The following is a 16,075-nucleotide window of genomic DNA, read 5'->3' as shown; positions in this document are numbered from 1 at the left end:
AATTGTTCTACAGTTCGGTCAACTATTGTTATCTAATAGTATACCATTTTTTGAGACATATTTTTATTGTGAAAGTGAATTTATCACTAATTTTTATGCAGAAACTGTAATTTCTCCATCTGTTGCATCAACTTTAATTGTCTGACCTTCTTTAACACCTCCTTGGAGTATTAAATCAGAAACCGGATCTTCAATGAGTCGTTGAATAGCACGTTTCAATGGACGAGCACCGTAAGCAAAGTCAGAGCCTTCTTTTACAAGTACATCCATAGCGCTGTCAGAAATAGTCAATTCGAGGTTAATAGTACCTAAACGTTTTGTTACATCCTTCATCAAGATATGTACAATTTGTTTTAAATCAGTTCTTGTTAATGGATGGAATACAATCATTTCATCAATACGATTCAAGAATTCTGGTCTAAAGTGACGTTTTACAGCATCTAAAGCAGCTTTTTTAGCTTCTTTAAATTGTTGTTCTTCTGTATTTTCTACAGTTACATCAGTTTTCTTGCTGGAGATAAAACCAAGAGCTGCATTATCAGTCTTCAATTGTTTGGAGCCTAGGTTGCTTGTCATGATGATGACTGTATTTCTAAAGTCTACTGTACGACCTTGGCTGTCTGTTAAACGACCATCATCTAATACTTGAAGCAAGATATTAAAGAAATCAGCATGAGCTTTTTCTACTTCATCAAGCAAGATAACGCTATATGGTTTACGACGTACTGCATCTGTTAATTGGCCACCTTCTTCGTGCCCAACGTATCCTGGAGGCGCTCCGACTAGACGAGATACAGTATGTTTTTCCATATATTCAGACATATCAAGGCGAATCATAGCATTTTCATCACCAAACAAGGAGCTTGCTAATGCTCTAGCCAATTCAGTTTTACCAACCCCTGTAGGGCCTAGGAACAAGAACGAACCAATTGGACGTTTTGGATCCTTTAAACCGGCCCGAGCACGACGAACGGCTTTCGCTACAGCTACTACTGCATCGTTCTGACCAACTACACGTTTATGAAGTTCATCTTCCAAGTGTAATAATGTTTCCGATTCTTTTTCGGCAATCTTGGATACAGGAATACCAGTCCATTGTGTTACTACGGCTGCAATATCATCGTCTGTAACAACGAGTTGTTCATCAGATTTTTCCTTAGCCGATGCTTTTTTATCTTCAATTTCTTTTGTTACTGATTTTTCTTCATCACGAAGTTTAGCTGCTTGTTCAAAGTCTTGAGATGTAATGGCTGCTTCTTTTTCTTTTTGAATATTCGCTAAACGATCTTCCAATGCCTTCACATCAGGTGTAGCAGAAAATACTTTCATACGAACTTTAGAGGCCGCCTCATCCATAACGTCGATAGCTTTATCTGGGAGGAATCGATCCGTAATGTAGCGACTAGATAATGTTACAGCCGCTTTCAAGGCTTCATCAGTAATTTTAGCTTTATGGAACGCTTCGTAACGGTCACGTAAGCCTTCCAAAATGCTCAATGCATCCTCTTCGGTAGGTTCCCCTACTTGTACTGGTTGGAAACGACGTTCTAAGGCAGCATCTTTTTCGATGTGTTTCTTATATTCATCCAATGTAGTGGCACCAATAACTTGGAATGTGCCACGAGCTAATGCTGGTTTCAAGATATTAGCAGCATCCATAGCACCTTCAGAGGCACCAGCCCCAACCAATGTGTGGATTTCATCAATGAAAATAATCATATCATCATGTTTTTGTACTTCATCGATGGCTTTTTTCAAACGTTCTTCAAATTCACCACGGTATTTAGCGCCTGCCAGCATGGCACTGATACTCAAGGAAATAATTCGTTTGTTACGTAAAATTTCTGGTACATTACCAGTGACAATACGTTGTGCAAGGCCCTCAGCGATGGCTGTTTTACCAACACCAGGTTCACCAATTAATACTGGGTTATTTTTAGTACGACGGCTCAAGATTTGGATAACACGTGTAATTTCCGTGTCACGGCCAATGACTGGATCAATCTTGCCTTGTTTAGCAGATTCATTCAAATCAGTGGCAAAATCAGCTAAGTCACCTAAATTGCTATTACTAGATTGTCCTTCTTGTCCACACCCTGATTGTGCTTGTTGATTACCGCCCAAACTATTGCGTATAGCATTCACTACATCGTCACGACGTACATTTAAATCTTGCAATATAGCTACGGCTACGCCGCCACCATCACTTAATAGGCCAAGTAAAATGTGTTCTGTACCTACGTAATTGTGTTGCATACGGTTAGCACTTTCAATAGCTAGTTCCAATACGCGTTTGACACGTGGTGTCATATATATTGTGGAACCACTGTGATTACCTTTACCCACTTGTTCCACTACATCGGATTCTACATCCTCTGCAGTAACGCCAAGTTCATATAAAGCCTTCGCAGCTACGCCTTGTTTTTCTTTCAACAGGCCAATCAATACATGTTCTGTACCCACATAATCATGACCTAATTCACGAGCTGCTTGCTCTGCTAAAGATAATACACGTTGTGCTCCATCTGTAAATCGTTGCATCATAAAACTTCACCTCAATTTCTCTCTATGATTGCTTTCATTTATTGTTGTTCTAATCTATGTAAACGTCTAAACTCACTAGTCAAGTTTTTGACGGATAATTTTAGCGCGATAACTATCACGCTCACTACTAGTCATGGTATCTTTTTCAGCATATTTGCTAAGGAAGTTTGGTCGTGTTGTCGCCACGAGCTCATTAAATACATCGGATTTCCATGTTGGAAGAATTCCCATATCCATTCCCAATTGAGCATCACTCAATAATGACAAGGCTTCTTGGCCACTAATACGACGTGCATATTTTAGCACACCATAGGATCGCCACAATCTATCTTCAAAGGCCTCTACATCACCTTGTTGTAATGCAGTACGGCATTTTTGCTCTTCTGCTACAATGCCTTCTACAATTTTTTGTAATTGTTCAATAGTTTCATCTTCACTTGCACCCAATGTACGTTGGTTAGATACTTGGAAAATATGGCCTAAAGCTTCAGAACCTTCACCATATAAACCTCGTACTGAATACCCTAATTGGATGATGCTGCGAATTAAACGATTGATTTTTTCAGTCATTGCCAATGCTGGCAAATGTAACATTACGGAAGCCCGCATCCCTGTCCCTACATTGGTAGGACAAGCGGTTAAATAACCATATGTTTCATGGAATGCATAACTATGTTTAGCCTCGATGGCATCATCGATGACGATGGCATGTTCATAGGCCTTACGAAGGTTTAAGCCAGCCTCCATAGTTTGGATGCGTAAATGATCTTCTTCGTTAACCATGATGGCTACGGAACCATCCGCGGATACAATCAATCCGCGATATAGTAATTTTTCTGCTAATGCTGGGCTGATTAGATGTTTTTCAACTAATGCCGCACGTTCTACATCAGACAATTTATCTAACGAAATATTGGAGAACTCTTTAGAATCAGCCTGGCGTAAGGTGGATAATAGGCCTTTACCAATAGCATCAACCTTTTTCAAAGATTCCTCATCATTTCGGTTGGTAAACAATATATCTTTAAAATTTCTAGCTAAACGAATGCGGCTTGAAATTACAATATGTTCTTTATCATTTGTATCCTTCAACCACTCACTAAGAGGGGCGTCTAAAATTTTATCTAACATCACAGCCACCTCCTTATTCAGCGCTAGGATGTACAGTTTCTTCTAATGTTTTAATTTTATCTCTGAGCTGTACAGCTTGTTCAAAATCTTCCACTTTAATGGCTTCATCTAATTGGTGGCGTAATCGTTTAATTTCCCGCTTTGCTCTAAATACATCATTACCACGACTTGGAACACGACCATTATATTCTAATGTACCCTGAATCCGTTGTAATAATGGTTGTATTTCTTTACTGAAAGTATCGTAACATTGATCACAACCAAATTTACCTGTGCGATTAAATGTATCGTAGCTTATGCCACAATGTGGACAAGTTCTTCGCTCTCTAGATTGTAATAAACTGTCTGGATACACCATATTTTGGAAGAAATCATTAGTAAAGAAGTTATTGTCCCACATATCGTTAGCAAAGGAACTAAATGGTGAGAACTTACCTGCCTTTTGTAATTTGTTGGCACAATCAGCACATAGATGCTGTTCTGTCTTTTGATTATTAACGATGCTTGTCATATGCATCGTTGCTTCATTATGTTTACAGTGATCACATAACATAGTTCATCACTCCTTCTTTAAGATATCAATCATGGATGCATATAGATTTCGGATTACTTCATTACGATCATCCATATCAACATAATCGATAATAGAAGCAAAGAAATTATGCATTAGTTGTGCTTCACGTCTTGTAATTTTATCTTGTTGCAACAATTGGAATAATGATTGGTCCACATCTCGTAAATCAATCAATCTTTCACTATCATCAGGTGTTTGATAAATATGATAAGGTGAAATCACCACTGGCAAATACCCAGAGGATGTAGGTGTTAATTTACTAATGCGAATATAACCACCAAGACCACGTCTAGATTCTACATCAAACCCACGATCATTAGAAAAACGAGTACTCAATACATAACTAATTTGAGATGGTGCACAATTTAATTCATCGGCTAACTCATTTCGTTTTAAGATGATGCGCTCTTGTTCTTCTTTCATTTTTTCTAATATAAACTTTTCTATTTTATCAGCTATAATACTCATATAAATCACCTCTTTGTCTTTTTGTCCTTTATTATGATTACATTATATTCGTCCTTTTGACCTTTGTCAACAATAAAAAGTCAAAAAATCAAAATTAATTTTTGACTTTTAAAAAACCTGGTTTTATAAGCATTTATAGTACTTTCTTTTAGTCAACTTTAGAATGTATAGCCTATTAAAATTTGACTTATCATGTCTAAAAGTCAAAAATCATATTCATTTTTAGTTTATGTTTACACCTACCAAGATACAATGTATAATGAATTGAATATATATCTAATAGAAAGAAGGTGTTCCCCTATGGCAGATGCATTAGGCCAACAATTATTAATCGACTTATATGCTTGTGATGAAGATACAATCTCTTCTGCTACCTCCGTACAAGAAAGTGTAGCAACTGCTTTTGATTTAGCTGAACACGAAGTAGATGAAATTAGTTGCCAAGTAATGGACGACGAAATTATCCTCATCGCCATTGCTCCAAAATTCCATTTATGCTTACATACATATCCAGCTCTCGGTTACGTAGCTGGTGACATGTATAGTTTTGAAAATGAAGTGCCTTTAACACTAATGATGAAAGCCTTACGTAAATCATTCCGTGCAGAAAAAGTCAAAGCCACTAGCGTTCAACGTGCTGACTTTGGTAATGAACGTGATATGAAACCTCGTCGTCAAACTAAAATCACTACATTAGGTCGCGTATCGCGTACTCGTATCCAATTAAAACAAACTGGTAAAAAATTAAAATCTCAAAGTGCTAAAGTATTTAAAGTAATTGCCAAAAAAGGCAAAGGCCAAAAAAATAACGGCTAATCCATTTTTAGCGACCATTGTGTAGATTCATTGTAATACTACTCAACCTACTTTCACAAAAATAAAACCCTGTACCTCGTATCATACGAAGTGCAGGGTTTATTTTATCTGCGCACCATCATTTCCTCTAAATCAAGAGTCATTGCAATTTCATCTGGTTCATCACAAAGATATTCTGCATTGGCTGCCAACAATTCTGATTCAGCACCATAACCATAGGTAACACCGATAGAAATACAACCTAAGGCATTAGCAGATTCCACATCATATTTACGATCTCCTACCATGTAAGCAATACGACGACCATTTTTATCTTGTAATGGTTGACCACTTAGATTTAGGGCTTTTTTCAAAATATCTTCCTTGTGAATGAGTCCACTTGCAGCATCAGCGCCAACAATTAAATTAAAGTATGGTGTCAAATAAAAATGATCGAGAATTTCACGGGCAAAGTGCTCTGGTTTCGCTGTAGCTACCGCCACATAATAATGTTCGGCTCTCAGTTTTGTCAGTAACTCTGAAATACCATCGTAGACTCTGTTTTCAAACTTCCCTAATGTGCCATAGCGCTCTTGGAATTTTTTGTACGCAATGCGTGCCTCTTCCTCTGTCATACCACAATGTTCTTGAAAAGATTCCACAATAGGTGGTCCTAAAAACAATTGCAATGTATCTTCATCAGGAATTTCATAGTCAAATGCATTAAGCGCATATTTAATAGAATTGACAATACCTTCTCTAGAATCTGTTAACGTTCCATCTAAATCAAATAATACGGTCTTCATCAGACACCTCTTATATAAAAATAGAATAATAAATATAACACCATTATTATAACATAAACAGCATAGTCCAATGGACTATGCTGTTTAGTATTCACCATTAGATAACAATCCAAAGGGTTTATATTTTTAGTGCTTCTTTCAATGTATGCCAAGCAAGTACGGCACATTTAACACGAGCAGGCATATTTGAAATATTTTTTAATGCCATAGCATCTTCCAATTCCTCTAACTCTTCGTCATCAGTAACGTCTTTCTTGATCATACCCAAAAATAATTCAACTAAACGCAATGCTTCTTCTACAGATTTGCCTTTGATAATATCAATCATCATAGATGCAGAGGCTTGGCTGATGGCACAACCAGAACCTGTATAAGCAGCATCTTTCACAATACCATCTTGTACATCTACTTGTAATGTTAAATCATCGCCACAACTTGGATTATGACCATGTTCAGATACAGTAAATGCATCAAGTTCATGTTTATTACGTTTATCTTGATTATGTTCTAAAATTAACTCTGTATATAATTGATCCATTTCCATGGTTCTAATCTCTCCTAGTCTTTATATCCCATAACAGAACGAACTGTTTTTAATACGTCCAAGAATGCATCCAAATCTTCTTTACGGGTATACAAGTACATGCTGAGTCGGCTAGATGCAGCTACATTGTAGAACGCACCTAGTGGCTGTGCACAGTGATGGCCAGAACGGATACAAATACCTTTGCTATCCATAATGGTTGCTACATCATGAGGATGTACATCTTCTACTGTGAAAGCAATAACACCATGTTTTTCTTTTGGATTTGTACTACCTAGTACACGTACATGAGGAATTTCAAGCATCTTTGGTAAAATATAGGCTACTAATTTTTCTTCGTAGCTTTCAATTTGCTCCATACCGAAGGATTCCAAATAATCAATGGCCGCATGTAATGTTACAGCACCATCTGCATTTGGTGTACCAGCTTCAAATTTATATGGCAATTCATTGAATGTAGTAGTTTGTTCTTTTACATATTCAATCATGTCCCCACCTAACAAGAATGGAGGCATGGCTTCAAGCAATGCACGTTTGCCGTATAAAACACCGATACCTTGAGAAGCACACATTTTATGACCAGAGAATACGAAGAAATCGCAGTCAAGTGCTTGTACGTCAATTTTCATATGCGGTGTAGATTGTGCACCGTCAAGAACGACGATGGCACCTACGGAGTGAGCTTTCTCGATTAATTCTTTTACAGGGAATTCCATGCCCAATACATTACTTACATGAGCAAAGGCCACAATTTTAGTGTGTTCATCAATTTTATTGATTTCACCATCTTTTAAATGACCAGTTTCATCTAAATACATATATTCAAGAGTTGCACCAGTTTTATTAGCTACATATTGCCAAGTTACTAAGTTCGCATGATGTTCTGCCACAGTAATTAGGATTTTGTCTCCTTCTTGTACATTGTTAACACCATAGCAATGAGCCACAAGATTCATGGATTCAGTACTATTGCGAGTAAAAATAACCTCTTCACGTTCACGAGCATTGATAAATTCAACAACGCGGTCACGAGCATTTTCATAGGCTTCACTAGCTTCTACAGCCAACACATGGGAACCACGGTGTGGATTACCATTATGTTGTGTCATATGTTCAACAAGACGATCCACTACCACTTGTGGAATTTGTGCTGTAGCACCGCTATCTAAATAGATAACACGATTGCCATTATGTGTTTTATTTAAAATTGGAAAGTCTTTGTAAGCTTCTGTAATGGGTTTCATATATATCCCTCTTTAAATTTTATTTCGTACAGCTGTTAATGCTGCTTCTTCGATATCTTCATTACCAATACGGTCAATAATTGGACGAATCATAGATTCTACGATGATATGTTTTGCTTCGGCTTCACTGAAACCACGGCTCATCAAGTAGAATAATTTTGTTTTGTCCAATTGGCCGGCACTGGCTGCATGGTTACCAACTACATTATCTTCTTTACACAGCAATAATGGCAATGATACAGATTTTACAGTTGGATCAAGCAATAAACAAGTATCTTCTTCCGCACCTTCAGAACCAGTAGCACCATGAAGGAAATCAAGTGTACCACGGAAAGATTTTTTAGACACATCACTTAATGCACCCAATGTATGAATATCAGATTTAGATTTTTTACCACCATGACTCATCAACATAAAAATATCAAATTTCTGTTCTTTATCGCCAAGATATGCTAAATCATGAATAAGTTCACATTCTTCACCGGCTAAATCCTGTTCAAAATGTAAGATATTTTCTTTACCGCCAATTTCGATGTTAATAAATTCCACATTAGCACGATCAGCAAGTTTAGTGTAGCGGTGTTCAATTTGTTGCAATTCTTCGCTTATCAAATTAACCTTCTTCACTACTACATTTGCTTCCTCACCAATGATGAATTCTGTAAAAGTTTCAACACTAGTATCTTTTGCGTCCCCAGTCATAAGAATGAGAACCTCTAATTCCGCTCTATCTCCTACATGGAATTGGAAACGGCTAGCTATACGTTTAGCAGCATTTACTTCAATTATAACTACCTCTTTACCATTTGCTGGCACAGTAATCAAATGAGCTTCACCAGTAGAAATTAAATTTTGCAAAGCTGTTGGGTTAACACCTGGGAAGGTTGCTTTCACCAACTCTGTATTAATCAATGGTGTTACAACACCTGCATTGGCATTGATTACCACATTTGCTCTTTCGTCTGTTGCACCTAAAACTTGACCTTGTGTATGGTTAACACGTAACCATCTAAAGGTTGGTCTTGGAAGCACATTAAATAATAAATTTTCGCTCATATGTCCTCCTACCCAATGGAACCTTCAAGTTCTAGATTAATCAAATTATTCATTTCTACAGCATATTCCAATGGCAATTCTTTAGAAATTGGTTCAACGAAACCACGTACAAGCATAGCACGCGCTTCCTCTTCACTAATACCACGAGTCATCAAGTAGAAAATGGCCTCATCAGAAATACGTCCAATTTTTGCTTCATGACCGATATCCACATTATCATTTTCAATGATGATAGCAGGGATTGTATCAGATTGAGACTCTGCATCAAGCATTAAGGATTCACAAGAAACAGTTGCTTTTGCATGTTCTGCATTAGGTCCCATTTTTAACAAGCCACGGTAAATAGCAGCACCACCACTTTTAGAGATAGATTTGGAGTTTACATTACTTGTTGTGTGTGGAGCATTATGAACAACTTTACAACCTGTATCAAGGAACTGACCTTCACCGGCAAATGTAACACCTGTAAATTCACAATGTGCCCCTTCACCATTTAGAATACTCATTGGATATAAGCAAGCTACACGAGATCCGAATGAACCAGAAACCCACTCAATCGTGCCACCTTTACCAACAATACAACGTTTTGTATTCAAATTGTACATATTCTTGGACCAGTTTTCGATAGTAGAGTAGCGAAGAGATGCATTATCTTTTACAAATAATTCTACAGCACCCGCATGAAGGTTAGATACATCATATTTAGGTGCAGAACAGCCTTCGATAAAGTGAACTTTCGCACCTTCTTCTACGATAATCATAGTATGTTCAAACTGACCAGCGCCAGGAGCATTTAAACGGAAATAGGATTGTAATGGAATATCTACTTGTACGCCAGCTGGTACATATACGAAGGACCCACCAGACCAAACAGCACCATGTAAAGCTGCCCATTTGTGATCCGTCGGAGGAATCAATGTCATCCAATACTTTTTAACGATTTCTTCATGTTCATGAAGAGCCGTTTCAATATCTGTATAGATAACACCTTGCTTAACCAAATCTTCTTGAATGCTATGGTATACAACTTCTGAGTCGTATTGTGCACCTACACCAGCTAAGGATGTTTTTTCCGCTTCTGGAATACCAAGGCGGTCAAATGTGCTCTTAATATCTTCTGGAACTTCATCCCAGCTTTCTTTCATGTCCACCTTTGGTTTTACATAGGTGACAATGTTAGACATATCAAGACCACTAATATCTGGAATCCAAGTTGGAATATCCATCTTATTATATATATCTAAGGATTTTAAACGGAACTCAAGCATCCATTCAGGTTCATTTTTGTTCGCCCAAATCTCACGGATGATTTCTTCCGTCAAACCTGTATCAGCAATATAGGAATAATCGAACTCGTTTCTGATGTCATAGACACCACGGTCCATATCCGCAACTTGCGTCTTCTTTCTTTCTTCCATGAATGCCTCCTAAGCCAATTCTTTATATGCGTCGTAACCTTTTTCTTCAATTTCTTTTACTAGGGATGCATCGCCAGTTTTAACGATTTTACCGTTAATCAAAACATGAACGAATGTAGGATTTAATTTTTGAAGAATTTGATTGTGATGAGTAATAATCAATACTGAGTTCTTTTCATTATGGAAACGATTTACACCTTCAGAAACGATGCGAACAGCATCCACGTCAAGACCAGAATCAGTTTCGTCAAGAATAGCTAATTTAGGATCAAGAATAGACATTTGTAAGATTTCATTTTTCTTACGTTCACCACCAGAGAAACCTTCATTAACATAACGTTGCGCATAGGCTGCATCAAAAGATAATTCATCCATTTTAGCTTTTAATTCTTTTTTGAAAGCCAATGCACGTACATTTTCACCAGTAATTGTAGATTTAGCTGTACGAATAAAGTTTTCAACAGTGATGCCTGGCACAGAAATTGGATGTTGGAAAGACATAAAAATACCAGCTTTGGCACGGTCATTAACAGCATCTTCTGTAATATCGTTACCATCAAATACGATGGAACCTTTATCTACAGTGTAAATTGGGTTACCCATAATAGCATTAGCCAATGTAGATTTACCAGCACCATTTGTACCCATAACTACATGGATTTCACCTGGATTAATTGTCAGGTTAATGCCTTTTAATATTTTTTTACCTTCAACAGATACTTCTAAATCTTTTACTTGAAGCAGTTCAGCCAAAATAATTCACTCCTTATATACTATATATAATGCTAAAACAATATGAATATTACTAAATAAAATATATCAACACATGTCTTATATAGACGTAAAAAAGCGGTATGCACCAAAGTGAATACCGCTGTATCTTCTCGCCACTTTAGCAAGTCATGTGCATAACTATCTATACTTATTATACATGCTTGTCTAATTGATAGCAAGATATTCCTACCAAAATATATTGGAATTAAAAGAATAGTATATATTACTTATATAAATAGGCTTTTTATCCAAATGAGTATTTTGGTATCAATTCTCAATTAATACTTTTTACTTATAATTTTTTATTATAAATTAGAGAAATCCAATGTGCCAAACAAATCATCATATGTTTCAGCACGACGAATTTGTGTTACGCTGCCATCCTTATGCAATAATAATTCAGCAGAACGTAATTTACCATTATAATTGAAGCCCATAGAATGACCATGTGCACCAGCATCATGAATAATAACACGATCCCCGATATCAATTTTTGGTAATTCACGTTGAATAGCGAATTTATCATTGTTTTCACATAAAGATCCAGTTACATCATATACATGATCTAAAGGCGCATTTTCCTTTCCCATTACTGTAATGTGATGATAGGAACCATACAATGCTGGACGCATTAAATTAGCCATACAGGAATCTAAACCAATATAGTTACGGTAGATTTCTTTTTTATGAATCGCTGTAGATACGAGCCAACCAAATGGTCCCGTTACCATACGGCCACATTCATATGATAAGGCAATATGTGGATACTGATTTCCCACTAAAATACGCTCATAAGCTTCTTTGATTTCAGCACCTAATGCTTCAAAGTCCATAGGTTCTTCTTCAGGACGATAAGCAACACCTACACCACCACCAAGATCGATAAATTCTAACTCAATACCAACTTTTTCACGAATTTCAAGAGCAAATTCAAAGCAAATTTCAGCTGTTTGTTTATGAGCCATCACATCTCTGTCATTGGAAGCTAACATAACGTGTAAACCAAAGTGCTTAACTCCAAGTCCTTTCATACGTTTGTATGATTCTAAAGCTTGTTCATGAGTCATTCCATATTTAGCTTCTGTTGGAACACCAATGATATCGTTACCACCAGATTTTAAATCACCAGGATTATAACGTAAACACATTGTATCAGGTAAAGAACCATGGTTTTCTAATAAATAATCGATATGTGTAATATCATCAAGATTGATGATAGCCCCCAAATCTAATGCTTTCTTGTACTCTACATATGGTGTGTTATTGGACGTGAACATAATATCATGACCAGTGATACCAACCTTTTCACAAAGAATTAACTCTGCCAAAGAAGAACAATCTGCCCCTACGCCCAATGGTTGTAATAAACGCATTAGGTAAGGATTTGGTGTAGCTTTCACAGCAAAATAATTTTTGAAACCTTTGTTCCAATTAAATGCTGCTAAAAAACGTTTCATATTATTTACAATACCTTCTTCATCATAGATGTGGAAAGGCGTTGGGTATTCTTTAATAATGTCTTCAAGTTGCTCTACTGTAAATGGGACTTTTTTCTCGCTCATCTGACTCTCCTATTAGGAACAAAAAATATATTCTAACAATTGGCATAACACTACACTAATAGTGTATAGATACTTTACCATGTATTTTCTATAGAATTTTAACAATATTTATTATAGAGGAATCCACAGACCTAGTCAATGAATTTATTCAATATAGTAAAACAACCCTTATATCAATACCTTGATATAAGGGTTGTGTATGTATAGCTATGTAATTAGCAATGATATAAAACTCTATATATGGAGATTACATCATGCCGCCCATGCCACCCATTGGAGGCATAGCTGGCATTGCTGCCGCACCTTCTTCTACTTTGTCAGCAACGATTGTTTCAGTTGTCAACACCAAGGATGCAATGGATGCTGCATTTTGAAGAGCAGAACGAGTAACTTTTGCAGGATCTACGATACCAGCTTTTACCATATCTACATATTCTTCAGTTAATGCGTTGAAACCAACACCTACTTCAGTATTTTTAACTTTTTCTACTACAACAGAACCTTCTAAACCGGCATTGTATGCGATTTGACGAACTGGTTCTTCTACAGCGCGTTTAACAAGGTTAATACCAGTTTGAACATCGCCAGTTGCTTCTAATGTGTCAAGAACAGGAATGATGTCGATGAAAGTAGTACCACCACCAGCAACGATACCTTCTTCCACAGCGGCACGAGTTGCATTCAATGCATCTTCGATACGAAGTTTTTTATCTTTCATTTCAACTTCTGTAGCAGCCCCTACTTCGATAACTGCAACACCACCAGATAATTTAGCCAAACGTTCTTGCAATTTTTCTTTATCGAATTCAGAAGTAGTTTCTTCTACTTGTGCACGGATTTGAGCTACACGTTGAGCAATTACTGCTTTGTCACCTACGCCATCGATGATAACTGTTTCATCTTTGGAGATACGTACTTGACGAGCAGTACCCAAATCTTCTAATTCAACGCTGTCGAGCTTACGTCCCATATCTTCAGTGATAACAGTACCACCAGTAAGGATAGCGATATCTTCAAGCATTGCTTTACGACGGTCACCGAAACCAGGTGCTTTTACAGCAACGGCTTTGAAAGTACCACGCAAACGGTTAACTACCAATGTAGCCAATGCTTCGCCTTCAACGTCTTCAGCGATAATCAATAATTCTTTACCAACTTTTACTACTTTTTCCAATGTTGGAAGCATATCAGCGATAGCAGTAATTTTACGGTCGGTAATCAAAATCAAAGGATTGTCGATAACTGCTTCCATACGATCAGGGTCAGTTACCATGTAAGGGGAAATGTAGCCACGGTCGAATTGCATGCCTTCTACTACGTTCAAACCTGTTTGCAAGCCTTTGGATTCTTCAACAGTGATAACACCATCTTTACCAACTTTTTCCATTGCTTCTGCAATCAAACCGCCAATTTCTTCATCAGCTGCAGATACGGACGCAACTTGAGCGATGTCAGATTTGCCAGATACTTTAATAGCACGTTTTTTAACTTCTTCTACCAAAGCGCCTACTGCCATTTCAATACCTTTTTTCAAGATCATAGGATTAGCACCAGCAGCTACGTTACGCATACCTTCTTGAATCATTGCTTGAGCCAATACTGTTGCAGTAGTAGTGCCGTCACCAGCTACATCATTAGTTTTTGTAGCAACTTCTTTTACTAATTGTGCCCCCATATTTTCAAATGGATCTGGAAGTTCGATATCACGAGCGATAGTTACACCATCATTAGTGATAGTAGGAGCACCAAATTTTTTATCCAATACAACATTACGACCTTTAGGTCCCAATGTAACTTTTACTGCATTTGCCAATTGATCAACGCCACGACCTAATGCACGGCGAGCTTCTTCATTAAACAAAATTTCTTTTGCCATTGTATATTGCCTCCTTGAATAGTACTCTATTCAAATTACATGTAATTAATACATTAGTCACTGTGAAAGCAACTAATAGAACATTCCAATTCACTACAATAAGCTCAATTATTATAGTGAATCAATTTAATCTTATAAAACTGCTAAGATATCGCGTTCACTAAGAACTAAATGATCAACACCATCAATATTTACATCTGTACCAGCGTATTTAGCGAATAATACTTTATCTCCAACTTGCACTTCTAATGCAACACGTTGGCCATTGTCATATACTTTACCAGCACCTACGGCTACTACTTCACCTTCTTGAGGTTTTTCTTTTGCAGTATCTGGTAAAAAAATACCACTTTTAGTTTTTTCTTCTTTTTCTAATACGCGAATAATAACGCGATCGCCTAATGGTTTTAACATGAGAAGTCACTCCTTATTAGTAATTTATTTTTATATTGTTAGCACTCAAACATCTTGAGTGCTAATCACATGTATTATTATATCCTATCCCTCAATAATTGCAAGTATATTTTTTTGATTTTTTGACTAATTAGTTTTTTACTAGACTTTTATATAACTTTTACAATATAAAGTCAAATCAAAAGTGCAAAAAGCTATAACAAGATGATGTTGTAATTCATCTTGTTATAGCTCTGTCTACATTTCGTTATTATTTTTTATCCGTTATGCCATATTATTTTTTACTCACTATACCAATATTATTTTTTACTCGCCGATGCGATAATCTGTTCGCACAAAGTAGCAATGGTCACTTGTTTTTTCATTGCCAAGCCACGAATCCGAGAAAACGCCTCATCCTCAGTTACTTTATACATATCCATTAATAGCCCGGTAGCACGACTAATAAGTTTGCGATCCTCTAAAGATTGTTCTAAAGATGCCATATCGGCACGCATTTGCTCATCCTCTTTAAAACGGCCAATAGCCATTTGTAATGTAGGAATCAGTTGCTCTTCTCTAACGGGTTTAATCAAATAGCCAAATACGCCAGAGTCTTTTGCTTTTTTAACTAGATCATCTTGACTAAACGCCGTTAATAGCACAACTGGTGCATAATGATTATAACCAATTTGTCGAGCTGCCTCTATACCATCTAATTCTGGCATTTTTACATCCATAAGGATTACATCTGGTTGTAATTGTTTTGCCAACCGAATGGCTTCAACGCCATTAGCACCTTCTCCTATAATTTCACAGCCACCAGACTCTAGAATATCTCTAAGATCCATTCTAATTAAAGATTCATCATCTACGAGTACTACCTTCAT

At 36.9% G+C, this 16,075-nt stretch carries 15 protein-coding genes; 1 reads left to right on the top strand and 14 read right to left on the bottom strand.

Translation table 11 applies throughout. From position 1 onward, the window contains the following. Positions 1 to 93: 93 nt before the first annotated feature. From RVY80_RS03560 to RVY80_RS03545, 4 genes are all read right to left on the bottom strand, one after another. Positions 94 to 2,544 (bottom strand): ATP-dependent Clp protease ATP-binding subunit, encoded by a 2,451-nt coding sequence (locus RVY80_RS03560; protein WP_317329696.1) that lies wholly within the window; start codon positions 2,542 to 2,544, stop codon positions 94 to 96. Positions 2,545 to 2,619: 75 nt separating this feature from the next. After that, positions 2,620 to 3,675 (bottom strand): protein arginine kinase, encoded by a 1,056-nt coding sequence (locus RVY80_RS03555; RefSeq protein ID WP_317329695.1) that lies wholly within the window; start codon positions 3,673 to 3,675, stop codon positions 2,620 to 2,622. Between the two features lie 13 nt (positions 3,676 to 3,688). Continuing rightward, complete coding sequence (locus RVY80_RS03550; protein WP_295188133.1) at positions 3,689 to 4,228, bottom strand: UvrB/UvrC motif-containing protein; 540 nt, start codon at positions 4,226 to 4,228, stop codon at positions 3,689 to 3,691. A gap of 6 nt (positions 4,229 to 4,234) precedes the next feature. Further along, positions 4,235 to 4,717, bottom strand: coding sequence for a CtsR family transcriptional regulator (locus RVY80_RS03545; protein ID WP_295188134.1), 483 nt, complete (start codon positions 4,715 to 4,717; stop codon positions 4,235 to 4,237). A 300-nt stretch (positions 4,718 to 5,017) separates the two neighbouring features. Between RVY80_RS03545 and RVY80_RS03540 the strand changes: the two genes are divergently transcribed. Then, entirely contained in the window at positions 5,018 to 5,533 is a 516-nt protein-coding gene (locus tag RVY80_RS03540) for an S-adenosylmethionine decarboxylase family protein (protein WP_295188136.1), read from the top strand. 104 nt (positions 5,534 to 5,637) lie between these two features. Here the strand turns inward: RVY80_RS03540 and RVY80_RS03535 are convergent, their stop codons facing one another. The 10 genes from RVY80_RS03535 to RVY80_RS03490 form a co-directional block, all read right to left on the bottom strand. Next, positions 5,638 to 6,321, bottom strand: a complete 684-nt coding sequence (locus RVY80_RS03535) for an HAD hydrolase-like protein (protein ID WP_317329723.1) — start codon at positions 6,319 to 6,321, stop codon at positions 5,638 to 5,640. Positions 6,322 to 6,436: 115 nt separating this feature from the next. Further along, complete coding sequence (sufU, locus tag RVY80_RS03530) at positions 6,437 to 6,862, bottom strand: Fe-S cluster assembly sulfur transfer protein SufU (RefSeq protein ID WP_295188140.1); 426 nt, start codon at positions 6,860 to 6,862, stop codon at positions 6,437 to 6,439. Between the two features lie 14 nt (positions 6,863 to 6,876). Beyond that, entirely contained in the window at positions 6,877 to 8,106 is a 1,230-nt protein-coding gene (locus RVY80_RS03525) for a SufS family cysteine desulfurase (RefSeq protein WP_295188142.1), read from the bottom strand. 12 nt (positions 8,107 to 8,118) lie between these two features. Next, positions 8,119 to 9,162, bottom strand: coding sequence for a SufB/SufD family protein (locus tag RVY80_RS03520; protein WP_295192719.1), 1,044 nt, complete (start codon positions 9,160 to 9,162; stop codon positions 8,119 to 8,121). An 8-nt stretch (positions 9,163 to 9,170) separates the two neighbouring features. Further along, entirely contained in the window at positions 9,171 to 10,580 is a 1,410-nt protein-coding gene (gene sufB, locus RVY80_RS03515) for a Fe-S cluster assembly protein SufB (RefSeq protein ID WP_317329694.1), read from the bottom strand. A 9-nt stretch (positions 10,581 to 10,589) separates the two neighbouring features. Next, the gene (sufC, locus tag RVY80_RS03510; protein ID WP_295188147.1) at positions 10,590 to 11,333 is read right to left on the bottom strand and encodes a Fe-S cluster assembly ATPase SufC; all 744 of its coding nucleotides are present in this window, start codon (positions 11,331 to 11,333) and stop codon (positions 10,590 to 10,592) included. Between the two features lie 326 nt (positions 11,334 to 11,659). Beyond that, entirely contained in the window at positions 11,660 to 12,916 is a 1,257-nt protein-coding gene (locus RVY80_RS03505) for a diaminopimelate decarboxylase family protein (protein WP_317329693.1), read from the bottom strand. A gap of 247 nt (positions 12,917 to 13,163) precedes the next feature. Next, positions 13,164 to 14,792 carry a chaperonin GroEL gene (gene groL / locus RVY80_RS03500; RefSeq protein WP_317329692.1) on the bottom strand — a complete coding sequence of 543 codons (1,629 nt, stop codon included), beginning with the start codon at positions 14,790 to 14,792 and terminating at the stop codon, positions 13,164 to 13,166. Between the two features lie 132 nt (positions 14,793 to 14,924). Continuing rightward, entirely contained in the window at positions 14,925 to 15,206 is a 282-nt protein-coding gene (gene groES / locus RVY80_RS03495; protein WP_295188152.1) for a co-chaperone GroES, read from the bottom strand. A gap of 299 nt (positions 15,207 to 15,505) precedes the next feature. After that, positions 15,506 to 16,075 carry an ANTAR domain-containing response regulator gene (locus RVY80_RS03490; RefSeq protein WP_295188154.1) on the bottom strand — a complete coding sequence of 190 codons (570 nt, stop codon included), beginning with the start codon at positions 16,073 to 16,075 and terminating at the stop codon, positions 15,506 to 15,508.

Origin of the sequence: Veillonella absiana (genome assembly GCF_032970865.1) — a bacterium.
Taxonomy (GTDB): domain Bacteria; phylum Bacillota; class Negativicutes; order Veillonellales; family Veillonellaceae; genus Veillonella; species Veillonella absiana.
Note: the sequence above shows the minus strand (reverse complement) of the source record. Positions and strands in the feature narration are given on the sequence as shown.